Origin of the sequence: Caballeronia grimmiae, assembly GCF_022879615.1 — a bacterium.
Taxonomy (GTDB): Bacteria; Pseudomonadota; Gammaproteobacteria; order Burkholderiales; family Burkholderiaceae; genus Caballeronia; species Caballeronia grimmiae.
On the sequence record NZ_CP084271.1, the window covers coordinates 1,422,002 to 1,447,873 of the forward strand.

The 25,872-nt window shown below is 64.7% G+C and carries 26 protein-coding genes and 2 pseudogenes; 6 read left to right on the top strand and 22 right to left on the bottom strand.

Annotation, left to right across the window (positions count from 1 at the left end; genetic code table 11):
* Positions 1-16 precede the first annotated feature (16 nt).
* From LDZ21_RS06760 to LDZ21_RS06780, 5 genes are all read right to left on the bottom strand, one after another.
* Complete coding sequence (locus LDZ21_RS06760; protein WP_244794722.1) at positions 17-1,066, bottom strand: LacI family DNA-binding transcriptional regulator; 1,050 nt, start codon at positions 1,064-1,066, stop codon at positions 17-19.
* Between the two features lie 174 nt (positions 1,067-1,240).
* Positions 1,241-2,239: an ABC transporter permease gene (locus LDZ21_RS06765; RefSeq protein WP_244794723.1), complete on the bottom strand. Its 999-nt coding sequence runs from the start codon at positions 2,237-2,239 to the stop codon at positions 1,241-1,243.
* Positions 2,240-3,853: a sugar ABC transporter ATP-binding protein gene (locus tag LDZ21_RS06770; RefSeq protein ID WP_244794724.1), complete on the bottom strand. Its 1,614-nt coding sequence runs from the start codon at positions 3,851-3,853 to the stop codon at positions 2,240-2,242.
* A gap of 170 nt (positions 3,854-4,023) precedes the next feature.
* Positions 4,024-4,986, bottom strand: coding sequence for a sugar ABC transporter substrate-binding protein (locus tag LDZ21_RS06775; RefSeq protein ID WP_244794725.1), 963 nt, complete (start codon positions 4,984-4,986; stop codon positions 4,024-4,026).
* A gap of 163 nt (positions 4,987-5,149) precedes the next feature.
* Positions 5,150-5,431, bottom strand: a complete 282-nt coding sequence (locus LDZ21_RS06780; protein ID WP_035966250.1) for a hypothetical protein — start codon at positions 5,429-5,431, stop codon at positions 5,150-5,152.
* A gap of 237 nt (positions 5,432-5,668) precedes the next feature.
* Here LDZ21_RS06780 and LDZ21_RS06785 point away from each other — a divergent pair.
* The 4 genes and pseudogenes from LDZ21_RS06785 to LDZ21_RS06800 form a co-directional block, all read left to right on the top strand.
* Positions 5,669-5,980: pseudogene (locus tag LDZ21_RS06785) on the top strand (PsiF family protein); the annotation flags it as partial.
* Between the two features lie 60 nt (positions 5,981-6,040).
* Positions 6,041-6,103 (top strand): annotated as a pseudogene (locus LDZ21_RS06790) (PsiF family protein); the annotation flags it as partial.
* Positions 6,104-6,312: 209 nt separating this feature from the next.
* Positions 6,313-6,795, top strand: a complete 483-nt coding sequence (locus LDZ21_RS06795; protein ID WP_244794726.1) for a hypothetical protein — start codon at positions 6,313-6,315, stop codon at positions 6,793-6,795.
* A gap of 319 nt (positions 6,796-7,114) precedes the next feature.
* Positions 7,115-7,705: a BPSL1445 family SYLF domain-containing lipoprotein gene (locus tag LDZ21_RS06800; protein WP_035966309.1), complete on the top strand. Its 591-nt coding sequence runs from the start codon at positions 7,115-7,117 to the stop codon at positions 7,703-7,705.
* Positions 7,706-7,783: 78 nt separating this feature from the next.
* Here the strand turns inward: LDZ21_RS06800 and LDZ21_RS06805 are convergent, their stop codons facing one another.
* The 9 genes from LDZ21_RS06805 to mltG form a co-directional block, all read right to left on the bottom strand.
* The gene (locus tag LDZ21_RS06805) at positions 7,784-8,851 is read right to left on the bottom strand and encodes a glycosyltransferase family 4 protein (RefSeq protein WP_035966255.1); all 1,068 of its coding nucleotides are present in this window, start codon (positions 8,849-8,851) and stop codon (positions 7,784-7,786) included.
* A 220-nt stretch (positions 8,852-9,071) separates the two neighbouring features.
* Positions 9,072-10,457: an alpha,alpha-trehalose-phosphate synthase (UDP-forming) gene (otsA, locus tag LDZ21_RS06810; RefSeq protein WP_035966256.1), complete on the bottom strand. Its 1,386-nt coding sequence runs from the start codon at positions 10,455-10,457 to the stop codon at positions 9,072-9,074.
* 246 nt (positions 10,458-10,703) lie between these two features.
* A complete protein-coding gene (locus tag LDZ21_RS06815) occupies positions 10,704-11,060 on the bottom strand; it encodes a Rap1a/Tai family immunity protein (RefSeq protein ID WP_035966257.1) in 357 nt (118 codons plus the stop codon).
* A gap of 106 nt (positions 11,061-11,166) precedes the next feature.
* On the bottom strand, positions 11,167-11,904 hold the full coding sequence (locus tag LDZ21_RS06820) for an ankyrin repeat domain-containing protein (protein WP_229753807.1): 738 nt from the start codon (positions 11,902-11,904) through the stop codon (positions 11,167-11,169).
* A 58-nt stretch (positions 11,905-11,962) separates the two neighbouring features.
* Complete coding sequence (locus LDZ21_RS06825) at positions 11,963-12,757, bottom strand: TatD family hydrolase (protein ID WP_244794727.1); 795 nt, start codon at positions 12,755-12,757, stop codon at positions 11,963-11,965.
* Positions 12,758-12,783: 26 nt separating this feature from the next.
* Positions 12,784-13,314, bottom strand: coding sequence for a GNAT family N-acetyltransferase (locus LDZ21_RS06830; RefSeq protein WP_244794728.1), 531 nt, complete (start codon positions 13,312-13,314; stop codon positions 12,784-12,786).
* Between the two features lie 28 nt (positions 13,315-13,342).
* On the bottom strand, positions 13,343-14,368 hold the full coding sequence (locus tag LDZ21_RS06835) for a DNA polymerase III subunit delta' (protein ID WP_244792277.1): 1,026 nt from the start codon (positions 14,366-14,368) through the stop codon (positions 13,343-13,345).
* A gap of 19 nt (positions 14,369-14,387) precedes the next feature.
* Positions 14,388-15,008 carry a dTMP kinase gene (gene tmk / locus LDZ21_RS06840; RefSeq protein WP_244794784.1) on the bottom strand — a complete coding sequence of 207 codons (621 nt, stop codon included), beginning with the start codon at positions 15,006-15,008 and terminating at the stop codon, positions 14,388-14,390.
* On the bottom strand, positions 15,008-16,018 hold the full coding sequence (gene mltG / locus LDZ21_RS06845) for an endolytic transglycosylase MltG (RefSeq protein ID WP_244792279.1): 1,011 nt from the start codon (positions 16,016-16,018) through the stop codon (positions 15,008-15,010). Before mltG ends, tmk begins: the two co-directional genes overlap by 1 nt.
* A gap of 123 nt (positions 16,019-16,141) precedes the next feature.
* Here mltG and ygfZ point away from each other — a divergent pair, with 123 nt between their 5' ends.
* Both ygfZ and LDZ21_RS06855 read left to right on the top strand, forming a co-directional pair.
* Complete coding sequence (gene ygfZ, locus LDZ21_RS06850) at positions 16,142-17,128, top strand: CAF17-like 4Fe-4S cluster assembly/insertion protein YgfZ (RefSeq protein ID WP_244792281.1); 987 nt, start codon at positions 16,142-16,144, stop codon at positions 17,126-17,128.
* A 4-nt stretch (positions 17,129-17,132) separates the two neighbouring features.
* On the top strand, positions 17,133-17,966 hold the full coding sequence (locus LDZ21_RS06855) for an NRDE family protein (protein WP_244792283.1): 834 nt from the start codon (positions 17,133-17,135) through the stop codon (positions 17,964-17,966).
* 101 nt (positions 17,967-18,067) lie between these two features.
* Here LDZ21_RS06855 and LDZ21_RS06860 read toward each other — a convergent pair whose 3' ends face one another.
* From LDZ21_RS06860 to LDZ21_RS06895, 8 genes are all read right to left on the bottom strand, one after another.
* Positions 18,068-18,217 (bottom strand): hypothetical protein, encoded by a 150-nt coding sequence (locus LDZ21_RS06860; protein WP_244792285.1) that lies wholly within the window; start codon positions 18,215-18,217, stop codon positions 18,068-18,070.
* Between the two features lie 30 nt (positions 18,218-18,247).
* Positions 18,248-19,201 carry an alpha/beta hydrolase gene (locus tag LDZ21_RS06865; RefSeq protein WP_244792287.1) on the bottom strand — a complete coding sequence of 318 codons (954 nt, stop codon included), beginning with the start codon at positions 19,199-19,201 and terminating at the stop codon, positions 18,248-18,250.
* A 44-nt stretch (positions 19,202-19,245) separates the two neighbouring features.
* Entirely contained in the window at positions 19,246-20,115 is an 870-nt protein-coding gene (locus tag LDZ21_RS06870) for an SDR family oxidoreductase (RefSeq protein ID WP_244792289.1), read from the bottom strand.
* A 101-nt stretch (positions 20,116-20,216) separates the two neighbouring features.
* On the bottom strand, positions 20,217-20,693 hold the full coding sequence (locus LDZ21_RS06875; RefSeq protein ID WP_244792291.1) for a PaaI family thioesterase: 477 nt from the start codon (positions 20,691-20,693) through the stop codon (positions 20,217-20,219).
* A 5-nt stretch (positions 20,694-20,698) separates the two neighbouring features.
* Complete coding sequence (locus tag LDZ21_RS06880; RefSeq protein ID WP_035966270.1) at positions 20,699-21,001, bottom strand: Dabb family protein; 303 nt, start codon at positions 20,999-21,001, stop codon at positions 20,699-20,701.
* 60 nt (positions 21,002-21,061) lie between these two features.
* On the bottom strand, positions 21,062-21,691 hold the full coding sequence (gene pncA / locus LDZ21_RS06885; RefSeq protein ID WP_244792293.1) for a bifunctional nicotinamidase/pyrazinamidase: 630 nt from the start codon (positions 21,689-21,691) through the stop codon (positions 21,062-21,064).
* A gap of 10 nt (positions 21,692-21,701) precedes the next feature.
* Positions 21,702-23,786 (bottom strand): 3-hydroxyacyl-CoA dehydrogenase NAD-binding domain-containing protein, encoded by a 2,085-nt coding sequence (locus tag LDZ21_RS06890; protein WP_244792295.1) that lies wholly within the window; start codon positions 23,784-23,786, stop codon positions 21,702-21,704.
* 393 nt (positions 23,787-24,179) lie between these two features.
* A complete protein-coding gene (locus LDZ21_RS06895; RefSeq protein WP_244792297.1) occupies positions 24,180-25,838 on the bottom strand; it encodes a 3-(methylthio)propionyl-CoA ligase in 1,659 nt (552 codons plus the stop codon).
* Positions 25,839-25,872 lie beyond the last annotated feature (34 nt).

Sequence of the window (25,872 nt, forward strand, 5' to 3'; positions counted from 1 at the left end):
TTTGTCGATCGAAGGGTTATTCGGCGTTCACCGCGACGGTCCGGCCACGCGCGGCGCGGAACGTCTGCGGGGCCACCGCCGTCGATTCGCGGCGCACGAGGCGCGGCGGCACGACGCGGCGGCGCGTCGGACCCGGCAGCTTACCCGTAATGCGCTCGATCAGCGTCTGCGCGGCCATCTCGCCGAGCGAGCGCACCGACTGGCCGACCGTCGACAGCGCGGGATACGTGTAGCGCGACAGCTCGACGTCGTCGAAACCGATGATCGAGCAATCCTCCGGCACGCGAATCCCGCGTTCCGCCGCCGCACGCAGCGCACCGATACCCATCATGTCGTTGCACGCGAAGATCGCGGTGGGCCTCATTGAATCGAAAAGTTGCGAGGCCGCCGCGTAGCCGCCCGTCGCCGAAAAGTCGCTCTGCACGATCGCGTCCGGACCGATTCCGACGCCGCTTTCGGCCATCGCGCGAATGAAGCCGTGCAGGCGCATTGCGCTCACCGCCGTTCCCGCCGGACCCGTGATGCAGCCGATATCCGAATGGCCGAGTTGCAGCAGATGCCTCGTCGCGCAATACGCGCCCTTTTCGTGGTCGATCTGCACGAGATCGGCCGAGATGCCCTCGATGTTTCTATCGACGATCAGAAGCGGCTCGCGCGCGTTCGCGAGGCATTGCGCAAGCACCGCATCCTCGCCCGCCGATGCGATCACCAGCCCGTCGATGCGCTTTTCCTGCAACACGCGCAGATAGTTGCGCTGCTTGGCGGGATCGTCGTCGGAGTTGCAGAAGAACACGCAGTAGCCGTTCTTCGCGCAGCCGTCCTCGACGCCGCGCGCCAGTTCCGCGAAGTACGGATTCGTCGCGTTCGGCACGAGCAGGCCGATGGTCGCCGTCGAGCGCGCCTTGAGCGATCGCGCAACCGCCGACGGCACGTAGTCCAGCTCGCGAATCGCCCGCTCGACCTTCGCCCGCACATCGGCGGACACCGGCCTCGAATTGTTCACTACGTGGGACACCGTCGTAAACGACACCCCGGCAATGGCTGCCACGTCTTTGATCGTCGCCATACATCGTCCTTCGCTTTTCTGGTCCAACTGCTCTTGTCGACCGGATACGTTCCGTGCGCACGGCCCTCCCGTACGCAATTGCCGCTCCCCGTTGCTCCACGCGTGCAAACGGAAACGCCCGGTTCCTCTTTTTTCGTCGCCACGCTGCACGGCGACGTCCTGCCGATACTGCCCTCAGGCGCGCTTGCGCCTGCTGCGATACGTGTCCAGCACCACTGCCACCACGATCACCGCGCCCGTGATGATTCGCTTCGTCGGCTCGTTCGCGCCGATCTGCGCAAGCCCCGCCGCGAGCACCGAGATGATCAGAACGCCGAAAAACGTGCTGATGACCGAGCCGCGCCCGCCCATCAGACTCGTTCCGCCGATCACCACCGCCGCGATCACCTGAAGCTCCACTCCCGCGCCCGCGTTCGGATCGGCGGCTTCGAGGCGCGAGATCTGAAACAGCGCCGCGAGCCCGGAAAGCGCGCCCATCAGGGTGAAAACGATTACCTTGTACGGCCGCGGGTCCACGCCCGCGAGCCGGACCGCTTCCTCGTTCGTGCCTATCCCTACCAGATATCGGCCGAAAATCGTCCGAGTCAAGACCCAATGCGCAATGATCATCACCGCGACCGCGATCAGGAACGCGGGCGAGATGCCAAACGCGATCGGATTCGAGAGAAAGTCGAACGCGTCGCCGATATACGCGGTGCGCGAATTCGTCATCTGGTACGCGAGGCCGCGCGCCGCTTCCAGCACGCCGAGCGACACGATGAACGACGGAATCCGCCATGCGACCGTCACGAGGCCCGTGACCGTGCCCGTCAGCGCGGCGGCGGCAAGGCCGATCAACGCCGCCGGAAACGCCGGCCAGTGCCACTTGAGGGCCGCGACGCTCACCACCGACGCACCGAGCGCCAGCACCGACCCCACCGAAAGGTCGATGCCCGCGATGATCAGCACGAAGGTCATGCCGATCGACATCACGACGAGATCCGGTATCTGGTTCGCGATCGTGCTGAACGTGTCGTACGTCAGAAAGTGCGAACTCAGCACCGAAAACAGCGCGATCATCGCGGCCAGCGCGCCCGCGAGTCCGATGTAATTCGAGAACCCGAGGCGCGTGCCGGCGCCCTTCGCCGTCTTCGGTGCATCGGCTGAGAGCTTCGCGTCGGTCTGGCCCGTCATTCAATGCTCCACGAAAGTGTCTTGTTCCGGCGGCTTCGCATCGGGCACGAGCGGCTCGTGCAGCATCGCCTCGCGCTTTGCATAGCCCGCGAACGCCGCAGCGAGCAGCGCGTCCTGCGTCCAGCTGTCGCGATCGAAAACGCCCGTCATCCTTCCCGCCGACATCACGCCGATGCGGTCGCAAATCAGCATCAGCTCGCGCAGATCGCTCGATACCACCACAAGCGCCCGGCCTTCGCGAGCCAGCGCGCCCATCAATCCGTAGATGTCGAATTTCGCGCCGACATCGATGCCGCGCGTCGGTTCGTCGAACAGCAGCACGCGGCACGCTTCGCGGCCTTCGCGCGCGAGCCAGCGGCCGATCACCACTTTCTGCTGATTGCCGCCCGACAGTTCCGACACGGCCTGCGCCGGTCCGGACGTGCGCACGCGCATTGCGTCGATCTGCCGCTGCGCAAGCGTTGCCTCGCGGCGCGCGTCGATCACGCCATGGCGCGCCACCGCGCCCACATTGCCGAGTGAAACGTTCGCGGCGATGGGCAGGGCGAGCAGCAGGCCCTCGCCCTTGCGGTCCTCCGTGATGAGCGCAATGCCGTGCCTCACCGCGTCCGACGGCGACTGCACGTGCACCGGCTGCAACGTTTGCCCGTTGCGGGCGATCGACACCGTGCCCGCGTCCGCGCGATCCGCGCCGTAAATGAGGCGCATCAGTTCCGTGCGGCCCGCGCCGATCAGCCCGCTTACGCCGAAAATCTCGCCTGCGCGGACATCGAACGAAACGTCGCGCACCGCCTGGCCGCGCGTCAGGCCGTCCACTTTCAAGACGACATCGCCCAGGCGCTTCTCGCCCAGATCGATGCGCTCGCCAAGCTCACGCCCGACCATCAGCGTAACGAGCTGCTCGCTCGACAGCGCGTCCATCGGTCCGATATGGACGAGGCGTCCGTCGCGCAGGACGGCTGCCCGCTCCGCGATGCGCCGCAATTCATCCAGCCGATGCGAGATGTACACGAGCGCCACACCGCGCGCCTTCAGCCGCGCGATCTGCTCGAACAGCAGATCGACTTCGCGGGCGGTCAGCATCGCGGTCGGCTCGTCGAGAATCAGCACGCGGCAATCGCCAATCAGATTGCGGGCGATCTCCACCATCTGCTGATGACCGATGCCGAGATCGCCGACAAGCGTGTCCGGATCGATCGCATCCAGCCCGACTTGCGCCATCGCGTGACGGGCGTCGTCGGCAAGACGCTTGCGGTCGATCCAGCCGAACTTCACGCGGCCCTTCTGCGGCAGCCGGTTCAGGAACAGGTTTTCGGCGACAGACAGCGTCGGCAGCAGATTCAGTTCCTGCATGACCATCCGCACGCCGAGCGCTTCTGCATCGGTGCGGCTCTGGGGCGCATACGGGTGGCCCGCGAGCGTCATCGCGCCGGTGGTCGGATCGGCGAGACCGCCGATGATCTTCGACAGCGTGCTCTTCCCTGCGCCGTTCTCGCCCGTCAACGCGAGCACCTCGCCGGGCCTGAGCCCAAGCGAAACGTCGGTCAGCACCGGCTCGACATAGGTCTTGCCGATGCCCGCGACCGTCAGCACGCAGGGGTCCGCATCGTTCATATTGGCGTAGGGTCGGTCAAAGCTGGGTCAGCATCCTCGCTTGCTTCAAACTCGCTTTCTTCAAACTTTCGGGCTGCGTCTTTCGTCCGCGCCCGTGCGCGTTTTAACGGCACGATGGCCGCGAACTTGAGGACGGTCGGTTCGCGCCCCCACGCTCGCGGCCTTGCGACTTACTTCGTGACCAGGTCGACCGGAGTTTCCACCACGGTCGACAATGTCGATTGCTTCTGATGGCCCGCGATGGCCTTGAGCGCCACGTCGATGCCGAACACCGCCTGTTTCGCGGCGTATTGATCAGCGGTGGCGAGCACGCGGCCGTCCTTCAGCATCGGCTTGATTGCGTTGATGTTGTCGTAGCCGACCACCTGCACCTTGCCGGCCTTGCCCGCGGCGCGCACCGCCGACACCGCGCCGATCGCCATGTTGTCGTTGCCGCACAGGAGCGCCTTGACGTTCGGATTCGCGTTGAGAATCTGCGAGGCGACCGCGTTGCCCTTGTCGATTTCCCAGTCGCCCGATTGCAGCGCGACCACTTTCATGCCGCCGGCGTCCATCGCGTCCTTGAAGCCGGCGGTGCGCTGCTGCGCGTTCGTCGTGGTCGACACGCCTTCGATGATCCCCACTTCATCGCCCTTCTTGAGGTGCTTCGCGAGATAGTCGCCGACCTGACGCGCGCCCTTGCGATTGTCCGGTCCGACGAACGGCACGTTCAGATCTTTCGACTTCAGCACGTCCTGATCGAGCCGGTTGTCGATATTCACGACGATGATCCCGGCATCCGCCGCCTTCTTGATGACCGGCACGAGCGCCTTCGAATCCGCCGGCGCGATGACGAGCGCATCGACCTTGGAGACGATCATCTGCTCGACGATGCGGATCTGCGCGGCGGTATCCGTTTCGTCCTTGATGCCGTTGGTGATGAGATCGAACTTCGCGGCGTTCTTCTGCTGGTATTCCTTCGCGCCGGTTTCCATCGTCAGGAAGAACTCGTTGGCGAGCGACTTCATCACGAGCGCGACTTTCGGCTTGGCCGCGCCCTGCGCGAACGCGGACGACGATGCAAACGGCAGCGCGGCGCACACGGCCAGCGCGACGGCAGCCGACAGAACGCGGCGGCGAACGGTTGATTCCATGCGGATCTCCTCCAGTGCTTTCATTGGTGTTGTCGGACGGGCGAAGTGGCCGGAACTGCGGATTGCAACGTTTGCCCGCCGTCGATTCTCGTAGCTGCCCGGCGAGCGGTCAAATGGGACTAACGTGTAGGAAGTGCTCCAGACGCGCCACGCGATACGCCGCTCAAAGCCCCTCGACGGATTCGCCTTCCACTTCGTTGTCGACGATCTTGCGTCCATATTCGATACCGGCGCGCGTGGCATCGATCGGACTGTCGAACGGTTCCTGGGCGGGCACGCCGAACATGGCCTCGCGTCCGCTTTCGCCCGCCGCGCTGCGCGAAATGGTCACGAAGATGTCGAAGTGGCGCGGACCGTCGTCGGGCTCGCCGCGCTCGTGCGCGCGGCGCATGGCCTGTACGCGGATTTCGAAGCCCTTGTAGTGATCGGCGAGCGGCGTGGACATGAGGCGGCTCCTTCTATCGTGGAAGAATTGGCGCGCAATGCGCCGAACCAATGACTCGACCTTACGGAAACCGCCGGTCGCTCATCCTCGCGAAAGGACGATGCAAGCGTAATGTTGCAGCGGCGTCGAATGTCACCTTATCGCACACTTTGCAGGAACCCGGTTTGCCATAATGCGCGGGCGGGTCATCGATACTCGCTGTCCTAACAAGATGTCACTTACTCAGGGAGCGTCCCCATGAACATGCGAGCTACTGCGCTCATCGCCGTGCTGAGTCTCACACTCGGCGCGAACACGGCTTTTGCTGCTAACAGCCAGCAATCGAAGATGTCCGAATGCAACAAGCAGGCGGCCGACAAGAAAGGCGATGACCGCAAGGCCTTCATGAAGAGCTGTTTGTCGGCATCGGCATCGGCGTCGGCGCCTGCTGAAGCTTCCGCGCCGATGACGCAGCAGCAGCGCATGACGGCGTGCAATTCGCAGGCGTCCGGCAAGAAAGGCGACGATCGCAAGGCGTTCATGAAGAGCTGCCTGTCGAGCGCTCCGGCTGCGGCCGCTTCGGAACCGATGACTCAGCAGCAGCGCATGACGGCGTGCAATACGCAGGCGACCGGCAAGAGCGGCGACGACCGCAAGGCCTTCATGAAAAGCTGTCTGAGCAACAAGGGCTAAGCACCCCTCTCGATCCGGGCCGCGCCGTTCGCGCGGCCTGTCGTCTTTTCCCTGCTTGCCGGCCTATATTGCACTGCAACCACGCAAGTGATTCGCGCCGCCGTCTTTTTCTCCTAAGATGGCGCGAAGGCGGCCCTTCGACAATACAAGAAATACGCCATCGGCCGCCGCTCGTCTAGCGCAGCGTCCCGCTTCGCAAGGAGGCACGGATGGCATGGAAGCACAAGAACCGCTGGTTCCGCCGGTGGCTCCTGACGATCACCTTCTGGGCCGTGCCCGTGATGATCGTCGCGGTCAACGAGGCGCGCGAGGAGATGGCCTACAACAAGGTCGATCTTCAGAAGTCGCTTGCCACGTGGGAGTTGTCCGATGCACAGCGCGCAACGGGCGCCGCGGGCCGGTGTCACGGCGATCCGGACGAGGCGCGCGCCGCCGGCTGCCCCGCCGACATCCTGCTCGCCAATGCGCAGAAGCATCAGGAAGCGCTCGACGAATACGCGCATCGCAAGGCGACGCTCGCCGGTTATCTTTGGCACGCCTTCGTCGGCTACTGGGTAACGCCTGCCGCGTTCTTACTCGTTGTCGGCATGACGATCGGCGCAATCCGCCGTGCGCTCAGGCGGCCCGCGCAGGCGCCGCGCCCCGTTGCACCGACTCATCCTACGGAAGTAAAAACGACGAGCCATCCCTGAGTATGCGCCGGGTACGGTCGTTGCTACTGCCAACGGCGGCGTTCCTGTAACACGCGCAAAAGGGTGCGGCGCAATTAGTGCATGGCAGATGCGACGCTTGCGGCAAACTGACCAGTCGATCGATGACCTTTCAGATAACGTTCGGAAAACTTGACGTTTTGCCGCTGGCAGCATGCAATGGATGGACATCGCCGATGTCCGGTTCGTGTGACTCGCGCTCATCGGCCGGGTCTCGCGTTTCGTTGTCGCTGTGCTATAACTTGGCGTGCCTCACCCTCCCGCTCTATGGGGTTTCCTAATTCCACGATGGAGAACAATGATGCAAAGACGAAACTTCATGCTCAAGTCGACGGCCGTGTTGGCGCTGGGAGGCCTCGCGCTTGCCGGTTGCACGACCAATTCGAACACGGGCGCTGAAAAAGCCGCCAGTTCCGCCGATGACCGCCGTTCCATCGACGCTGACGTCGACGGCACCATCCAGCGTCTCTACACGACGGTTCCCGGCTCGCGCGAACTGGTCGCGAAGTCGCGCGGCATTCTCGTCTTCCCGTCGGTGATTCAGGCCGGCTTCATCGTCGGCGCCCAGTACGGCAAGGGTTCGCTGCGCGTGGGCGGCAGCACCGTCGGCTATTACAGCACGACGTCGGGCTCGTTCGGCCTGCAGGCGGGCGCGCAGTCGAAGGCGATCATCTTCCTGTTCATGACCCAGGACGCGCTCGACAAATTCCGCAATTCGGACGGCTGGGCTGCAGGCGTCGATGCATCGGTTGCGCTCGTGAAGATGGGCGCAAACGGCGCCGTCGATACGACCACCGCCACCGCGCCGGTCGAAGCATTCGTGCTGACCAACGCGGGGCTGATGGCCGATGTCTCGCTGCAAGGCACGAAGGTCACGCGCCTCAAGATGTAACGGGCGTTTCATCCTTCACGGCAGCAAGCATGACCGCCGTGTGGCGCGACGCGAGGGTCGCGCCACACGGCGGTTTTTTTACGTCGTTGCGCTGTCGATCAGCTTGAACCGCGAGCGTTTCTGCGCACGCACCACGGCCCGATACGCATCCAGATACTGCCGCGCCATCCGATGCGACGTGAAGCGTTCCTCGAAGCGTCTTCGCACACCCTCGCGCGGCAGCGTATGCAGCCGGTTGACGGCCGCGACCGCGCCGATCTCGTCTTCGACGATAAAGCCCGACACGCCCTCGTCCACCACTTCCGGCACGGCCCCGCGATTGAACGCGATGACAGGCGTGCCGCAGGCCATTGCTTCGATCATGGCGAGGCCGAAAGGCTCCGGCCAGTCGATCGGAAACAGCAGCGCGAGTGCGCCCGAGAGAAACTCCGCCTTCTGGCTATCGTTGATTTCGCCGATGTATTCGACATACGGCAATTCGAGAAGCGGCGCGATTTCACGCTCGAAATACTCGTGATCGGCGGCATCGACTTTGGCGGCGATCTTGATCGGCAGGCCGCAGCGCCCGGCGATGCGGATCGCCGTATCGACGCGCTTTTCCGGCGAAATGCGCCCGAGGAACGCCAGATACTTGTGCTCGACGGGCTGCGGCACGTAGAGCTTTTCCGGCAGCCCGTGATAGACCGTCGACACCCATTTCGCCTGCGGCAACGGATGCCGCTGCGCATCCGAAATCGACACGACCGGCGCGGTGTTGAAGGTATCGAACACGGGCTGCTGCTCCGGCAGATCGAGGCGGCCGTGCATCGTCGTGACGAACGGCGTCTCCTGCCGGTTGAAGAGCGAGAACGAGTAATAGTCCATGTGGAAATGCAGGACGTCGAACTCTTCGGCCCGGCGCCGCACCATTTCCATCAGCAGCATATGCGGCGCGATGCGGTCGCGAATCGCGGGATCGAGCCGCAGCGCGCGCGGCCAGACCGATTCCAGCTTCGCGGTGGTCTGCGAATCGCCGGTGGCAAACAGCGTGACCTCGTGCCCCAGTTCGACGAGCGCTTCAGTCAGATACGACACGACACGCTCCGTGCCGCCATAGAGCTTCGGCGGCACCGATTCGGTCAGCGGGGCGATCTGGGCAATTCTCATCGTTCGTCTCCATGCATTTTCGACGTCCACCCGAACTCGACGCGCGGCCTCTCTGCCACGCGCTTCGAGTATGACAGCAGGGTGTAAGCGGGCTAACGAGGTGTTGCCCTAGGCGTCGATTCGCGAGAAGCCATTATCGCGGGCGAACGGCGGCGAAACAGCGCTTCCTTGCACTTTCAACACCTTGTTACAGGCGGGAAACACTCGTTTCGCGCGGCTGTTACTTGCGCCGGACGTCGCGTAGATCGGCGAGAAAATTGTCGCGCCAGACGCCGAGGTCGTACTTGCGCAGCGCGGCCATGTTCGCCTCGTAGCGTTGCTGCCGCTCGGCAAGCGGCATCGCGAGCGAGCGCGCGAGGGCGTCGCTCATGCCGACGACGTCATGCGGGTTCACCATCACCGCGCCGGACAATTCGCCCGCCGCGCCCGCGAACTGTGAGAGCACGAGCACGCCGGGGTCGTCGGGATTCTGCGCGGCGACATACTCCTTCGCGACGAGATTCATGCCGTCGCGCAGCGGCGTGACCAGCCCGATTTGCGACTCGCGAAACAGCGACATCAGCTTCCAGCGGTCGTATCGCTGATTCAGATAGCGGATCGGCGTGTAATCGAGGCCCGAAAAGCGCCCGTTGATGCGCCCTGCTTCGTACTCGAGGTTCTGCCGGATCTGCTGATAGGTCTCGACGTCCGAGCGCGTGGGCGGCGCGATCTGCACGAGCGTGACGTTGCCGCGCCACTCCGGCGATTTCTCCAGAAAATGCTCGAACGCGCGAAAGCGTTCGACGAGTCCCTTCGAATAATCGAGCCGGTCGACGCTCATGATGAGCTTGCGGCCTTCGAGGCTCTGTTTCAGGTCCATCACGTCCTGACGCGCCTCGCCGCGCTCGGCCTGCTCGGCGATCTCGTCCGGGAACACGCCGATGCGATACACGCCCGTCTTCAACTTTCGGCCGAACGCTTCGACCTGCCCGTCGCTCGTTGCCTTGCCGTGGGCGTGGCGCACGATGTAATCGTGGAACGCGATCTGATCGCCTTCGGTCTGGAAGCCGACGACGTCGTAGCAGCACAGCGACCGCACGAGTTCTTCATGCGGCGGAATGTTCAAGAGAATCTGCGGCGACGGAAACGGAATGTGCAGAAAGAAGCCGATGCGATTCGTGATGCCCTCGCTGCGCAACGCTTCGGCGAACGGAATCAGGTGATAGTCGTGGACCCAGATGACATCGTCCGGTTGCAGCAGCTTGATGAGCTTGTGCGCGAGCCACGAGTTCACGCGGCGGTAGCCGGCGTATTCGTCGCGGTCATAGACGGCGAGATCGTTGCGATAGTGGAACACGGGCCACAGCATCGCGTTCGAGAAACCGCGGTAGTACTGGTCGTAGTCCTTCTTCGGCAACCCGACGGTGGCGAACGTGACCGCGCCGTCCTGCTCGAGCGACGGCCCCTGATTCGCGACGGTCTCGCTCACCACGTCTCCGCTCCAGCCGAACCAGACGCCGCCGCTGTCCTTCAGCGCGCCGAAGACGCCCACGGCGAGCCCGCCCGCGGAGCCCTTGGTTTCGGTCGGCGTGGCGACCCGGTTGGATACGACGACGAGACGGCTCATATGCATTCCTCTTGCGTTTTATTGTCTGCTGCGGGACACGAGCGGCCCGCTTCCAGCTTTTCGACTAGCAAACGGCGTGCGGGTTTCAACGCGGTGCGCGGCGAGCGCATTGAACGACGGGAAAGAGAAGCGCGGGCGGCGTGGGACAGCCCCCGTCGGGCCATCGGCACGAGGGCTTGCTTCGAAAAACAACGCGACGGCCGGCGGCGAGCCGTGTGAGTTCGCCGCCAGCCGCCTAACACATGCTCAACGCTCCGCCTTGCACGGAAACGCTTTACCGAGGCCCAGCGAGACCATCGTCGTTGCGTTGAAGGCTGCCTTGTCGGGGTTATCGGCGATGTACTTGCGCACCGCATCCGTCAACTGTTGCGGCTTCACATCGGTGGGCAGGCAGAAGTACTGGCCGACCTGCGGCCCCGTGGTCCCGCCGATCGCCTCGATCGTGTTGTAGATGCCGTCCGCTGCGCCTTCGATATAGGCGGCGCAGGCCGTGCGCGAGTTGGGATCGGTCTTCGTGCAGAGCGTGTTGAGATCGTTGCCCGTGAACGCGAACGCGCAAACCGGCGTCGCGAGTGCACAGGCGATGACGAATTCCCGCAGCATGATCTTCCTTGTATGTTGATCCGCGGCTTGATGGGCGAAGGCGGTCAGGCCCGGCCGCCCTTGCCCGGATTCATGTCGGCGTGACGATATTGCGCGTCGATCCGCGTTATTTTGACCCATTTGCGCCGCTTTGCGGAGCGCCGCCCTGCATTGCATCGAGGCGCGCCTGCAGGCCTTCGGCGACATCGCGTTCGTTGTACTTGCGTGCGAAATCCACCGCGGTCATGCCGAGCTGATTTTTCACGCGCAAGTCCGCGCCTTCATCGAGCAGCAGCTTGCATGTCGACAGATGACCGCCGCGTGCGGCCATCATCAGCGGTGTCGTGCCGTTCGGCGATCCCGCGTCGATATAGGCCGAATGGTCCAGCAAAATCTTGACGACGTCGTCATGGCCGTTGGTCGCCGCGTAATGCAGCGGTGTCCAGCCCTTCTTGTTCACTTCCGCCTCTTTCGCGATCAGCAGATTCACGAACGTCGCGTCGCCGTTGAGCGCGGCGAGCATCATTGCATTTTCGCCGGCCGGATCGGCTTTTTCGAGGTCGATGTTCGGGTTATCGGCAAGAAGCTGGCCGACTTTATCCGACTTCTCCCGCGCCGCGATGACGAGGATCGGCGCGCCGGTGTTGTCGACCGTATTCGGGTCCGCGCCCTGCGCCAGTTGTTTCTTGACCGCCGAGACGTCGTCGAATTTGACCGCCTTGATGAGCGAATCCACGGACGCGGCCCACACCGGCTGCGCAAACGCGCACGCCGCGACGAGCGCGCCCGCAAAAAGGCCGCGCACCGTCGCGCGCCGGGCGCGGTTCGTCGTGGAGAGAGTGGAAATCATCGGGGAATTGTTCATGGTGGACCTTCGCATTGCTTCAATACAGGGAATTCGCCGCGCTTCGCTTTGGAGACGCTCAGGCCGAAGCTGCCGGCCGGGCGATCTTGAACAGCCGGAAAAAGTTGTCGGTGGTGGCCTGCGCAACCGCTTCATCCGTCTCTTCGCGCAATTGCGCGATGAAGCGTCCGACATAACTGACGTAAGCAGGTTCATTCGGCTTGCCGCGATACGGCACCGGCGCGAGATACGGCGAGTCCGTTTCGATCAGCAGCCGGTCGAGCGGCACGCGCCGCGCGACGTCCTGCACGTCGGTCGCCTTCTTGAACGTGACGATGCCCGACAGCGAGATATGGAAGCCCTGCGCGAGCGCCGCTTGCGCGACGTGCCACGGCTCGGTGAAGCAATGCATCACGCCGCCCGGTACGCTCGCCCGTTCCTCTTCCATGATGCGCAGCGTGTCTTCCGACGACGACCGCGTGTGGATGATGAGCGGCTTGCCCGTCGCGTGCGCGGCGCGAATGTGCGTGCGAAAGCGTTCGCGCTGCCATTCCATATCGGCGATGCTGCGCCCTTCCAGCCGATAGTAATCGAGCCCGGTCTCGCCGATCGCGCACACCTTCGGATGCGCGGCCAGTTCGACGAGTTCCGCGACGCTCGGCTCCCTCATGTCCTCGTGATCCGGATGCACGCCGACCGACGCGTACACGTTGTCATGCTGCTCGGCAATCGCGAGCACGGAGGGCAGCGTTTCCAGATCGACGGACACGCACAGCGCATGCGTGACCGCGTGCTCGCGCATCTTGTCGAGGACGTCGGGCAGACGGTCGGCGAGGCCTTCGAAATTGATGTGACAGTGAGAATCGACGAACATCCGTGCTCCTTTGCAGCGAATACTTTCTAGGCCGCAGCCGCGACGCCCGGCTTTGCCGCGCCGTCGAGCCGCAAGCCCAGAATGACGAGATCGCGCTCGACGCCATCGAGCATCGCGACGCGCGGCAGCGTGCCCCACGCCGTGAAGCCGAAATTGGCGAAAAGCCGCATGCTCGGCTCGTTGTGCCCGAACACGAAACCGAGGACGGTATCGACGCCGAGCGACGGCGCTTTGTCGAGCGCTTCCTGCAGCAGCTTCTTGCCGAGGCCCTTGCCGCGCGCCCGGTCATGCAGATAAATGCTCACTTCGACGGTGCGCGCATAGGCGGGCCGGCCATAGAAGTCGGAAAAACTCAGCCACGCGATGACGTCGCCGCCCTCTTCGACGACCCACAGCGGCCGCGCGTGCGGCCCGTGCGAGTGGAACCAGGCGAGCCGGCTTTCGATGCTGACCGGGTCGAGGTCCGCCGTCACCTGCCGCGAGGCGATCGTCGAATTGTAGATGGCGACGATGGCGGGCAAGTCGTCGAGCGTGGCGTCGCGATACGTGAGGCTCATGGGCGTGCTAATCGGAAGATGCAACGAGTCAGTGAGTGAAGATGCCGCGATAGGCGAGGAACAGCTCCTCGAACACGAGCCGCGCGTTCAGCGGATGATTTTCTACCGCGCGCTGGCGCGTGACCGTCTTGATGTAGCGGGCGAGCGCGGCGGGATCGGCGCTCTGCGCGCAGCGGGCGAGCGTTTTCCCCGCGCCGGGGAAATAGCGCGGACGGCCGGCGGTGCGCTGCGCGAGCAGATCGTACAGCCAGCGTTGCAGCCAGCCGAGCACCATCGGCACGGGCAGCTTTTGCAGATTTTCGCCGCACGCGAAGGCGTCGCAGTTCGGGCCGGCCGCCAGTTGCGCGAGCGTGAAGTCACGCAGCGCGCGGTGTTCGTCGCTGGCGAGCGCGAGCGCGGCGAGCGGCGCGCCACCGGCTTCGGCGAGCAGCCCGGCGGCATCGTCGACGCCTTGCGACGCGAGCCACGCGCGGGCGTCGCTGGCATTCGGGACGCTCATCGGCCATTGACGGCATCGGCTGATGATGGTCGGCAACAGCCTGTCGATGCGCGCCGACACCAGCAGGAACACGACGCCCGACGGCGGTTCTTCGAGCGTCTTCAGAAGCGCGTTGGCCGCCGCGACGTTGAGCGCCTCGGCCGGATACAGAAGCACCACACGCAAGCCGCCGCGATGCGAGCCGACGCCGCAGAAATCGAGCAGCGCCCTGACCTGCTCGATCTTGATTTCCTTGCTGGGCGCGCGTGTCTTCTTGCTGTCGCCGTCGTCGGCTTTATCGGCGGATGCATCGTCGCCGGCGAGACCCGCGAGGGCTTCGGGCAGCACGGCGCGGTAATCCGGGTGATTGCCCTGCGAGAACCACAGGCACGCTGGGCACGTGCCGCAAGGCTCGCCGTTGGCGGCGGGCGTCTCGCACAAGAGGCCCTGCGCGAGATGCTGCGCGAAATGCAGCTTGCCGATGCCCGCTTCTCCGTGCAGCAAGAGCGCGTGCGGCCAGTGCGCGCGTAGTTGCTGGAGGCGTTGCCAGTCGTCGGTTTGCCAGGGATAGATCATCGTAGAGGCTGGTGAGAAATCAGAGTCCGGCGACCACGTCTTCGAGCCGCTTGCGGATGGTATCGATCGGCTGTGTCGAATCGACGATGACGAAGCGCTCCGGCGATTCCGCCGCGCGGCGCAGATATTCGGCGCGCGTGCGCTCGAAGAACGCCTCCGATTCGCTTTCGAACTTGTCGGGCGCGCGGGCAGCCGAGCGCCGCTCGCTCGCGGTGTCGGTAGGCACGTCGAAGAGCACCGTGAGGTCCGGATGAAAACCGCCCTGCACCCAGCGTTCGAGCGCCTCGAGCTTGTCGCGCGGCAGGCCGCGCCCGCCGCCCTGATAGGCGAAAGTCGCATCGGAGAACCGGTCCGACAGCACCCAGTCGCCGCGTGCGAGCGCCGGCTCGATCACTTGCGCAAGATGCTCGCGACGCGACGCGAACATCAGGAGCGCCTCGGTTTCGAGGTCCATCGGCTGATTCAGCAGAATGCCGCGCAGCGTTTCGCCGAGCGCGGTGCCGCCCGGCTCGCGCGTCGTCACGACACGGCGGCCGCTCGCGGCGATCTTGCCGTCGAGCTGCTGGCGGAACCAGTCGAGATGCGTGGTCTTGCCCGCGCCGTCGATGCCTTCGAACGTGATGAACCTGCCACGCGCCATCATTGACCCCGGATGTACTTGTCGACGGCCTTGTTGTGGTCGCCCAGATTGTCGGAAAAGAAGCTGCTGCCGTCCCCGCGCGAGACGAAATACAGCGCGCTGCTCGCGGCGGGATTCAGCGTGGCGTTCAGCGCGGCCACGCCCGGCAGCGCAATCGGCGTCGGCGGCAGACCCATGCGCGTGTAGGTATTGTACGGAGTGTCCGTCTGCAGGTCTTTTTTCTTCAGACGGCCGCCGTAGTCCGGGCCGAGCCCGTAGATCACGGTCGGGTCCGTCTGCAGCGGCATGCCGATGCGCAGCCGGTTCGCGAATACCGCCGCCACGAGCGGCCGGTCCGCCGCGCGCCCCGTCTCCTTCTCGACGATCGACGCCATGATCAACGCGTCATACGGCGTCTTGTAAGGCAGATTCGGCGCGCGCGTGTTCCATGCTTCGGTCAGCCGCCGCTGCATCGTGCGATAGGCGCGCTTGTAGACGGCGAGATCGCTCGTGCCTTTGTCGAAGAGATAGGTGTCCGGGAAAAAGAGCCCTTCGGCGGAGATCTTGTCGACTTCCGTCGCGCCGATCGCCTTCAGAATGTCGATGTCGCTCATGCCGGCCGTGTCGTGCGTGAGCGCGGGATTGCCGTCCAGCTCGCTGCGCATTTTCTGCAGCGTCCAGCCTTCGATGACGGTCGCGACGTATTCGTTCACATCGCCACGGGCGATTTTCTGCAGCACTTCGTAAGGCGTGACGCCGCTCTTGAACGCGTAATTGCCGGATTTGAGCTGCGCGGACAGGCCGAGCGCGCGCGTCATCAGCACGAAAAGCTCGGGCTCGACGGGCACGCCACCGCGATTCAGTTGCGCGCTCACGCTGCGCAAGCTGCTGTGAGGCTTGATGGTGACGTCGAGTTCGGCGGGCGAAAGCGTCATCGGCCGGTTGGCCCAGTAATACACGCCGCCTGCGACGGCTGCTGCGAGCATGACGACGAACACCGCCGCCACGATGCATTTCTTCAGGAAAGTCATGCGAAACACGCTTGGGATAAGACCAATATAATAACTTGCCCGCCTGCGCGAAGGCCGCTGACCGGTTTGGTTCGCCATTCACGGACTCCCGGCCGCACCGCTGGCATCGACTCTTCCCGACACATGAATCTCCAGACTCCTTCCCTCGCCGCCGCCGATTTCGAAGCCGTCCGGACCGCCGGCGTGTTTATTCCGCTCACGCAGTTCGGCGTGATCGATGTCAAAGGCGAAGACGCCGCCGCCTTCCTGCACACCCAGCTCACGAACGACGTGCAGCATCTCGACGCATCCACCGCGCGGCTCGCGGGCTATTGTTCCGCGAAGGGCCGCCTGCTCGGCTCGTTCCTGATGTGGCGCACGTCCGACGCGGTTCGCCTGCTGATGTCGAGCGACATCCAGGCGCCCGTGCAAAAGCGCCTGTCGATGTTCGTGCTGCGCGCGAAGGCGAAGCTTTCGGACGCGACGGCCGAAGTCGCCGCCGTCGGCTTTGCGGGCGATGTCCGCGCGGCGCTCTCCGGCATCTTCGACGCGCTGCCAGATGGCATCCACGTGAAGGTAGAAGGCCCGCATGGCGCGCTGATCCGCGTGCCGGATGCGGAAAATCGTCCGCGCTTTCTGTGGATCGGCCCGAAAGCGGATGTCGAAGCGCGGCTCGCGAGCCTCGGCGACAAACTGCACCGCGCGCCGGCCGCGCTCTGGGACTGGCTGGATATTCACGCGGGCGAACCGCGCATCACGCAGGCGACGGTCGAGCAATTCGTCCCGCAGATGGTCAATTTCGACGTGCTCGGCGGGGTCAACTTCAAGAAAGGCTGTTATCCGGGTCAGGAAGTGGTCGCGCGCAGCCAGTATCGCGGCACAATCAAGCGGCGCACTGCCCTCGCGCGCGCCGAAACCGCGACGCCCGGCGCGGAGCTTTTTCATTCCGCCGATCCGGGGCAGCCGTGCGGGCTCGTCGTGAACGTGGCGCCGTCGGAAACGGGCGGCGTCGATTGCTTGGTCGAGATCAAGCTGGCGGCGCTCGAAGACGGCGCGGTGCATGTCGGTTCCGCCGATGGTCCCGCGCTTGAATTTCTGCCGCTGCCGTACGCGTTTCCGTCGGACGTGTAAGCGCATGTGCCTCATCGTTTTCGACTGGCAGCCGGACGCAACGGCGGACGCGCAGCCGCACGGCGAGCGCGCCTTGCTGACGCTGGCCGCGAATCGCGATGAATTCTTCCGCCGCGAGGCCGAGCCGATGCACTGGTGGACCGACGCCCCCGGCGTGCTTGCTGGCCGCGATCTGACGGGCGGCGGCACGTGGCTCGGCGTGAGCCGCGATGGCCGGTTCGCCGCGCTGACGAACTTCCGCTCGCCTGCCGAAATGCGCGCCGATGCGCCCACGCGCGGCACGCTGGTAAGCGCGTTTTTGTTGGGCGAACGCGTCGCGCCGATGGATTATCTGGAGCGCGTCGCGGAATGCGGGCATCGCTATAACGGGTTCAACTTGCTTTGCGGCGATTTCACGCGGCGCGAGCTCGGCTGGTACGGCAACCGCGCCGACGCGCCGCCCTCGTTGCTCGGGGCGGGCGTGCATGGCTTGTCGAACAGCTTGCTGAATACGCCGTGGCCGAAACTCGTCGCGCAACGCGACGCGCTGGCCGACCTGATCCACGCCGATGAACATCCGGAACTCGACGTGCTGATCGAAACGCTACGGGATCCGCGCATCGCCGACGATGCGCTGCTGCCGTCGACGGGCTTGTCGATCGAGCGAGAGCGCGTGCTGTCGGCGGCGTTCATCGAGACGCCCGAGTACGGCACGCGCAGCACCACGGCGTTGCGCGTCACGCCGAACGAGCGTGGCATGTCGATTCAGATCAAGGAGCGCAGCGACGACGATGGCTCGCATCGCATCGTGAGGCCGGGCAGCTTCGAGCGGGCGTTCGACTTCGATATCGCTTCGTGACTGCCGCGCGCTCAGGGCTTGCGTCGAAGCATTCGGACGGTGGCGAACTGGAGCAGCACGGTGAGCGCATCGACGAGGGCGAGAAGCGGCAACGGATCGACTCATTTGTCCATGTTGACGGTGCGCGAGTAGAACGGCGCACCGCTGCCGTACGCTTCGATCAGGTTGGCTGCGTTGAAGACAACGACGAGTGCGAGAAGTAAAAGCGCAGAAGCATTGAGACAGATGCGGACGAGCGGTTTGCGCGGCATGTCAGACATCCAAACAATCAACCGCCTCCCTCAGCCCAACGCCTCCCTCAACGCCGCCACCGCATCCGCATGTGCGCGCGCCACTTCGGGCACGAATCCGCCCATCTTGAAGAACTCGTGGATCATGCCTTCGTAGCGCGCCAGTGTGACTCGCACGCCGGCCGCTTCGAGCTTTGCGGCATACGCGATGTCCTCGTCGTAGAGCGGATCGTGGTCCGCCGCCGCGATCCACGCCGGCGCAACGCCTGCGAAGTCCGGATGACCGCCCGCCGCGTCGAGGGGCGCGAAACGCCAGTCGTCACGGTCGCGATCGTCACGCAGATATTGCGCGAAGAACCATTGAATCGTTTCGCCCGACAGCAAATAGCCTTCGGCGAGCCGCGCATGCGATGCACTGTCCTGCCGCGCGCTCGTACCGGGATAAATCAGCAGTTGCAGCCGCAACGGGATGCCCGCATCGCGTGCGAGCACTGCGCAGACCGTGGCGAGCGTGCCGCCCGCGCTGTCGCCGCCGATCGCGAGCCGCGCTGCATCGATGCCCAGCAGCGCCGCTTCCTGCACGAGCCATTGAAGCGCGTCGAACGCATCGTTCACGGCTATTGGAAAGCGATGCTCGGGCGCGAGCCGGTAATCGACCGATACCACCGCGCAGCCCGCATCGTGCGCGAGCTTGCGGCAGAGCGCGTCATGCGTCGCGATGCTGCCGACCGTGAAGCCGCCGCCATGCAGATACAACAGCGCCGCCGCCGGTTCCGCCCAGCTCGGCGCGACCGGATGATAGACGCGCACGCCGATCTCAGCGCCGTCGCGTGTGCCGATACGCATGTCTTCGATGCTGTGCATCGGCAGCGGCGCGATGTCGAGAATCGGCGCGCTCATCGCGTAGGCGGCGCGCGCTTCGGCTGGCGTCAGCGTGTGATACGGCGGACGGTTCGCGCGCGCGACCATCTCGAGAATTTGCGCGATCTTGGGGTTGAGCGGCATCGGCGAAAGAAGCGTTCAAAGGGCACGATGATGCCACGAACCCGTTAATCCGATCTCTTCGCTTCTTGTCTGTGCGACATCGGATCGGTCGGGCTGCGCAACTGCGCGATATCGTCGAGCCGAAGTTGAATCGACGGCATGATGTTCGGATGCGTGATGACGTAAAAGCGCCCTTCCCGCACGGCGTCGAAGGTGAGCGCGGCGACATCGCGCGCCGATAGCCGCCCGCCTTCCACCGCCCGCGTCAGTTGCCGCGCCGCCATCTTTTGCGATGCGGTCAGCGGCGCATCGTTGGCGAGCGCATCGGGGCGCGTGCGTTCGGCATCGGCGATGCCCGTCGGCACGAACGCCGGGCACAGCAGCGACACGCCGACCGGCGCACGTGCGAGCCGCAGATCGTGATACAGCGTCTCCGTCAGCCCGACGACCGCGTGCTTCGATGCGTTGTAGACGCCCATCGCGGGCGCCGCGAGCAAGCCGGCCACGGACGCCGTATTGACGATATGCGCGGGCTCGCCCTGCTTCAGCATGATCGGCGTGAAAGCGCGCAGCCCGTTCGCGACGCCCATCACGTTCACGCCGAACACCCATTGCCAGTCCTTCGGGCTGTTCTCCCAGACGAAGCCGCCCGCGCCGACGCCCGCGTTGTTGAAAAGCAGATGCACGCCGCCGTAGGCATCGAGCGTGGCGCGGGCGAGCGCATCGACCTCGTCCGCATCCGACACGTCGGTGCGCACGCCCTGCGCCTGCCCGCCTTGCGCGCGGACGGCATCGACGGTTGCGGCGAGCGCGGCGTCGTCGATATCGGCGAGCACGAGCTTCATGCCGAGCGACGCGCCCATGAGCGCAAACTCACGGCCGAAGCCGCTTCCCGCGCCGGTGATGACGGCGACCTTGTCTTCGAAGCGATCCAATGGTTCTCCTGATCTGTGGCGTTATCCGTGAGGACGAAGCAACGGCGGCTGCGTGAACTTCAGTCAGGCGCGGCCGGACCAGCGGCGCGCCGCACAGCTCGTCACGCGTCGCTCGGTCCGGGCGTCGCCTTTGGATCGGAGCGCAGCTTCTGTCTCACGACGTCGCGCCCGACGGCGAGCCGCTTCATGTACTTGAACGTGCCGAGCGCCTTTGCGACGAAGTGCCCTTCGCTATCGCGGACTTCGCCTTCGCAATAAGCCATCGTCGTCGAGCGATGCAGCACGCGGCCATAACCGCGCAACTCGCCGCGTCCCGGCTGCATGAAGTTGACCTTCATTTCGACGGTGACGACGCCGATGCCGTCACCCGCCACGCTGCGCGCCGCGATCGCGAGCGCCGCATCGAGCAGGGTCATGGTCACGCCGCCATGCGCGATGCCCCATGTGTTGAGATGCGCGTCGCCGAGCGGCAGACGCACTTCGCTCTCGCCATCGATGGCCTTCACGAGCTCGACGCCGAGCAAGTCGATAAACGGGCTTTCGAGCGCCGGGCCGTGGCTTGTTTTAGTATCAGTCATTGCGGTCACACTTCGTAGTCGACGCACTGGCGCGCTTCGCGAATCGCCGCCACGAAGTCCTTCAACGCCAGATGGCGCGGATGATTCTGGTAGGCGTCGAGCGATGCTTTGTCGTCGAAATCCGAGACGAGCACGACGTCGTAGGTGCAATCGAAACCCGGTTGCGCGGTGCCGACTTCGAAGTGTCCTTGCCCCTTCACGATGCTGCGGCAGGTTTCGAGCTTCGCCTTTAGCTTCTGCGCGTTTTCAGCGCGGTCCGCGCCCTCGGCGAAGTCCTTCAGTTTCCACATGACGATGTGACGCAGCACGGCGGCTCCTGTTGTCTGACGAAGCTGCAAGCGTAGCAAATCCTCGTTGTCCGCGGCGGCTCACGCCGCGTTGACCTGCGCCGCTTGCACGCGCGTTACGCCCGCGGCCCGCATGTCGCTCCAGGCCTTGTCGAGCGAGCCGTTCAGGTCGATCGCGCGGCAGGCGTCTTCGATCACGTGCGCTTCGAAACCGGCGGCGCGCGCATCGAGCGCGGACCACGCGACGCAATAGTCGGTGGCGAGTCCCGCGAGCCAGACGCGCTGTGCGCCGACATCGCGCAAGTAGCCCGCAAGGCCCGTGGATGTCGTGCGGTCGGCTTCGAGGAATGCCGAATAGCTGTCCACCTTCTCGTGATGACCCTTGCGAACGATTAGCCGCGCGTGCGGCGCATCGAGGTCGCGATGCAGCGCCGCGCCGTCCGTGCCCTGCACGCAATGCGTTGGCCAGAGCACCTGTTCGCCATAGGGCAACGCGATCGTCTCGAACGGCGCGCGGCCTGCATGATTCGCCGCGAACGAAACATGCGACGCCGGATGCCAGTCCTGCGTCAGCACCACGTGCGAGAACGCTCGCGCCAGCCGGTTGACGACCGGCACCACTTCGTCGCCACGCGCGACAGCCAGCGCCCCGCCCGGCATGAAGTCGTATTGCACGTCGACGACGAGAAGCACATCTTCCACGGATTTCATATCGCTTGCATCAGGCGTTGAAGCGGCCGTTCGAGGCCGCGAGTCGGGTGAGGAGCGCGGCGGGTTGCCACGCATCGCCGTTGGGCTGTCCGGCGTATCGGCGCACTGCGCGCTCGACGTTCTGGAGACCGGTGGCGTCGGCATGGAACATCGGGCCGCCGCGCCATAGCGGGAAACCGTAGCCGGTGAGATAAACGATGTCGATATCCGATGCCTTGCTCGCGATGCCCTCGTCGAGAATCTTCGCGCCTTCGTTGACGAGCGCATACAGTAGCCGTTCGACGATCTCTTCGTCGCCGATGCTGCGCCGTTCGATGCCCCGCTCTTTCGAATACGCGGCGATCATGTCGTCGACCATGCGCGATGGCTTCGCTTCGCGGGAGCCGTCCGCATAGTCGTACCAGCCCGCGCCGGTTTTCTGGCCGAAGCGGCCCGCTTCGCAAAGCCGGTCCGCGATCTGCGAATAACGCATCTGCGGCTGATCGCGGTAGCGGCGCTTGCGGATGGCCCAGCCGATGTCGTTGCCCGCAAGATCGCTCATGCGAAACGGCCCCATCGCGAAGCCGAACTGCTCGATCGCGCGATCGATCTGCGCGGGCAGCGCGCCTTCTTCCAGCATGAACAGCGCCTGGCGCAGGTATTGCTCGATCATCCGGTTGCCGATGAAGCCATCGCACACGCCCGCGACGACTGCCGTCTTGCGGACTTTTTTCGCGAGCTGCATCACGCTCGCGAGCACGTCTTTCTCCGTCTTCGCGCCGCGCACCACTTCGAGCAGCTTCATCACGTTGGCGGGGCTGAAGAAGTGCATGCCGACGACATCGCCCGGGCGCTTCGTGAACGCGGCGATGCGGTCGAGATCGAGCGTCGACGTGTTCGATGCGAGGATCGCGCCGGGCTTGGCGATGTCATCGAGCTGACGGAACACGCGCTCTTTCACGTCGATGTCTTCGAACACCGCTTCGACGATGAGATCGGCTTCGGACAGATCGCGGTAAGCGAGCGTCGGGGTGATGAGCCGCATTCGCGCTTCGACCTGTTCGTGCGTTAGCTTGCCTTTCTTCGCTTGCGCTTCGAAGTTGCGGCGAATCGTGGCGATGCCGCGATCGAGCGCGTCCTGCGTTGTGTCCAGGAGCACGACGGGCAGGTCCGCGTTGACGAAGTTCATCGCGATGCCGCCGCCCATCGTTCCCGCGCCGATCACGCCGATGCGCTCGATTTTCCGCGCGGGCGTATTCGATGGCACATCGGCGATCTTGCCCGCCGCGCGTTCCGCGAAGAACGCGTGCCGCAAGGCGCGGCTCTCGGGCGTCTGCACGAGCGCGAGAAAGCACTCGCGCTCGAACGCGAGGCCGCGCTCGAAGCCTTCGTTCACGCCGCGTTCGATCGCGTCGATGCACTTGTGCGGCGCGGGGAAATGCTTCGCGGTCTGCGCGATTTTCTCGCGAGCGGACCGGATGATGCGCTCGGCATCCGTATGCGCGATGTCACGGTCGCGCACTTTCGGATGCGGCCCCCTCGTCTGTGCGATGCGCGCGGCGAAGCGCACGGCGGCATCGAGCAGATCGCCTTCGGCCATTTCGTCGAAGAGCGCGGTGTGCGCGAGCTGCTCCGATCTGACTGGCGCGCCCGACACGATCATGTCGAGCGCGGTTTCGAGACCGACCGCACGCGGCAGACGTTGCGTGCCGCCCGCGCCGGGCAACAGGCCGAGCTTCACTTCGGGCAGCGCGATCTGCGCGCCGGGCGCGGCCACGCGGTAGTGCGCGCCGAGCGCGAGTTCGAGGCCGCCGCCCATCGCGATAGCGTGGATCGCGGCGATCACCGGCTTTTCGCTGTTCTCGACGGTCTTGATGACGGTGGCGAGCGTCGGTTCCTGCGTGGCTTTGGGCGTGTTGAATTCGGTGATGTCCGCGCCGCCCGAGAACGCCTTGCCCGCGCCGATGATAACGACGGCCGCCACGTTCGCATCGTCGCGCGCGCGCTCCACGCCTTCGACGATGCCGAGGCGCGTCGAATGCCCGAGCCCGTTGACGGGCGGGTTGTCGAGCGTGATGACGGCGACGTTGTCGCGGATGGTGTACTGCACGGGCATGTATCGCTCCTGTGTGTTGCGCCGATGAGGCATTGTGGGCGATTGAGCCGCAATTTACAAAACACCGTCTGACCATGCGTTAGAAATGCCCGCGCGCCGCCTACATCGCTCAGGCAATCGCCGCGAGTACGTCGGTGAAGTGCTGCCGGTGGCGAAGCAGTACAGGCGGGCCGCGTCGAACGTCCCTGCGTCCTGCACGCTCACATGAATCGGCATCGTTGAGGCTTCGCCAGAACGGATTCGCGGACCGGCGATGGGGCTGAAGCGGCCGTATTGGGGCGAACGACAAAGCGGCCTCTCGACTGTCGCCAAGAGGCCAGCATGGTCGCTGCAAAGTATCGGCTTTCGCTAGTGACTTAATCCGACCAACCCTGCCCGGCGGGACAAAGACGGCTAGACCGTCCTCTCCTCCACCCCCGGCAGCACGTGCTCCCGATACAACTCCCGCAGCCGCACCTTCTGCAGCTTGCCGGTCGCCGTATGCGGCAACTCGTCGGCGAACACGACGTCATCGGGAATCCACCACTTCGCGACCTTGCCTTCGTAAAACGCGAGCAGTTCCTCGCGCGTGAGCGTCGCACCAGGGCGACGCACCGCGACGATCATCGGCCGCTCGGTCCACTTCGGATGCGAACACGCGATGCACGCCGCCTCCGCCACCTGCGGATGCGACACCGCGATGTTCTCCAGGTCGATCGAACTGATCCACTCGCCGCCCGACTTGATCACGTCCTTGCTGCGATCGGTGATGTGCATGAAGCCATCGGCATCGATGGTCGCGACGTCGCCCGTCGGGAACCAGCCGTCGACGAGCGGAGAATCGTCGCGGCGGAAATAGCGGTCGATGACCCACGGGCCGCGCACGTGCAGATCGCCGAACGATGCGCCGTCCCAGGGAAGCTCGCGGCCATCGTCGCCGACCACTTTCATATCGACGCCAAAAAGCGCATGTCCCTGCTTCTCGCGCGATGCGCGCTGCTCCTCCGGCGAACGCTGCTTCTGCCTGAAGCTCAGGCGCGCCAGCGTGCCGAGCGGCGACATTTCCGTCATGCCCCACGCGTGGATTACTTCGACGCCGTATTCGTCTTCGAAAGCGCGCAGCATCGCCGGCGGACAGGCCGAACCGCCGATCACCGTGCGCTTCAACGTCGAAAAGCGCTTGCCCGCCTGCTTCATGTACGCGAGCAAGCCGAGCCAGACGGTCGGCACGCCCGCCGAATACGTGACGCCTTCCGCTTCCATCAATTCATAGAGCGACTGGCCGTCCAGGTCCTTGCCGGGAAACACCAGCTTCGCGCCGACGAGCGGCCCCGCGTGCGGAATGCCCCACGCGTTGACATGGAACATCGGCACGACGGGCAGGATCGCGTCGCTCGACGATGCACCCATCGCGTCCGGCAGCGCGGCGCCATACGCATGCAGCACCGTCGACCGATGCGAGTACAGCGCGCCCTTCGGATTGCCGGTCGTGCCCGACGTGTAGCAGAGAAACGATGCCTGGCGCTCGTCGAGCACCGGCCAGTCATAGAGGCCGTCGTGCGGCGCAATGAGACTCTCGTAGCTCATCACCGGCACGCTCATGTCGCCGAGATGTTCGGCGATGCATGCAGCGTCGCCGAGCGCGATCCAGCCTTTGACGTTCGGGCATTGCGGCGCGATGTTCTCGACGAGCTGCCGGAACGTCATGTCGAAGAACACGTAGGAATCGTCGGCGTGGTCGATGATGAACGCGACCTGATCCGGAAAGAGACGCGGGTTGATCGTATGGCAGACGGCGCCCATGCCGCTCACGCCGTAGTAACACTCGAGATGCCGATAACCGTTCCACGCCAGCGTGCCGATGCGCTCCCCTTGTTCAACGCCCAGCGCACCGAGCGCCTGCGCGAGCTGCTTCGCCCGTTTCTCGCAATCGCGATACGTGTAACGGTGAACATCGCCTTCGATACGGCGCGACACGATCTCCGTATCGCCGAAATGCCGTGCTGCATGAGCCAACAGGGACGACGCGAGCAGCGGTACATCCATCATCTGACCGTAAAGCGGTGCCGCCATAAGGAAAGTCCTCGACGAGTGGAATGCGGTTGGC

Coding starts and splice junctions, on each gene's coding strand:
- LDZ21_RS06760 (WP_244794722.1), bottom strand. CDS start 1,066: ATGGCGACGATCAAAGACGTGGCAGCCATTGCCGGGGTGTCGTTTACG.
- ygfZ (WP_244792281.1), top strand. CDS start 16,142: ATGAATCTCCAGACTCCTTCCCTCGCCGCCGCCGATTTCGAAGCCGTC.
- LDZ21_RS06815 (WP_035966257.1), bottom strand. CDS start 11,060: ATGCTGCGGGAATTCGTCATCGCCTGTGCACTCGCGACGCCGGTTTGC.
- LDZ21_RS06805 (WP_035966255.1), bottom strand. CDS start 8,851: ATGAGAATTGCCCAGATCGCCCCGCTGACCGAATCGGTGCCGCCGAAG.
- LDZ21_RS06765 (WP_244794723.1), bottom strand. CDS start 2,239: ATGACGGGCCAGACCGACGCGAAGCTCTCAGCCGATGCACCGAAGACG.
- LDZ21_RS06890 (WP_244792295.1), bottom strand. CDS start 23,786: ATGCCCGTGCAGTACACCATCCGCGACAACGTCGCCGTCATCACGCTC.
- LDZ21_RS06770 (WP_244794724.1), bottom strand. CDS start 3,853: ATGAACGATGCGGACCCCTGCGTGCTGACGGTCGCGGGCATCGGCAAG.
- LDZ21_RS06780 (WP_035966250.1), bottom strand. CDS start 5,431: ATGTCCACGCCGCTCGCCGATCACTACAAGGGCTTCGAAATCCGCGTA.
- LDZ21_RS06825 (WP_244794727.1), bottom strand. CDS start 12,757: ATGTTCGTCGATTCTCACTGTCACATCAATTTCGAAGGCCTCGCCGAC.
- LDZ21_RS06835 (WP_244792277.1), bottom strand. CDS start 14,368: ATGATCTATCCCTGGCAAACCGACGACTGGCAACGCCTCCAGCAACTA.
- LDZ21_RS06875 (WP_244792291.1), bottom strand. CDS start 20,693: ATGACTGATACTAAAACAAGCCACGGCCCGGCGCTCGAAAGCCCGTTT.
- LDZ21_RS06865 (WP_244792287.1), bottom strand. CDS start 19,201: ATGCCGCTCAACCCCAAGATCGCGCAAATTCTCGAGATGGTCGCGCGC.
- LDZ21_RS06830 (WP_244794728.1), bottom strand. CDS start 13,314: ATGAGCCTCACGTATCGCGACGCCACGCTCGACGACTTGCCCGCCATC.
- otsA (WP_035966256.1), bottom strand. CDS start 10,457: ATGAGCCGTCTCGTCGTCGTATCCAACCGGGTCGCCACGCCGACCGAA.
- mltG (WP_244792279.1), bottom strand. CDS start 16,018: ATGACTTTCCTGAAGAAATGCATCGTGGCGGCGGTGTTCGTCGTCATG.
- LDZ21_RS06860 (WP_244792285.1), bottom strand. CDS start 18,217: ATGCCGCGCAAACCGCTCGTCCGCATCTGTCTCAATGCTTCTGCGCTT.
- pncA (WP_244792293.1), bottom strand. CDS start 21,691: ATGAAATCCGTGGAAGATGTGCTTCTCGTCGTCGACGTGCAATACGAC.
- LDZ21_RS06800 (WP_035966309.1), top strand. CDS start 7,115: ATGCAAAGACGAAACTTCATGCTCAAGTCGACGGCCGTGTTGGCGCTG.
- LDZ21_RS06775 (WP_244794725.1), bottom strand. CDS start 4,986: ATGGAATCAACCGTTCGCCGCCGCGTTCTGTCGGCTGCCGTCGCGCTG.
- LDZ21_RS06855 (WP_244792283.1), top strand. CDS start 17,133: ATGTGCCTCATCGTTTTCGACTGGCAGCCGGACGCAACGGCGGACGCG.
- LDZ21_RS06820 (WP_229753807.1), bottom strand. CDS start 11,904: ATGAACAATTCCCCGATGATTTCCACTCTCTCCACGACGAACCGCGCC.
- tmk (WP_244794784.1), bottom strand. CDS start 15,008: ATGGCGCGTGGCAGGTTCATCACGTTCGAAGGCATCGACGGCGCGGGC.
- LDZ21_RS06895 (WP_244792297.1), bottom strand. CDS start 25,838: ATGGCGGCACCGCTTTACGGTCAGATGATGGATGTACCGCTGCTCGCG.
- LDZ21_RS06795 (WP_244794726.1), top strand. CDS start 6,313: ATGGCATGGAAGCACAAGAACCGCTGGTTCCGCCGGTGGCTCCTGACG.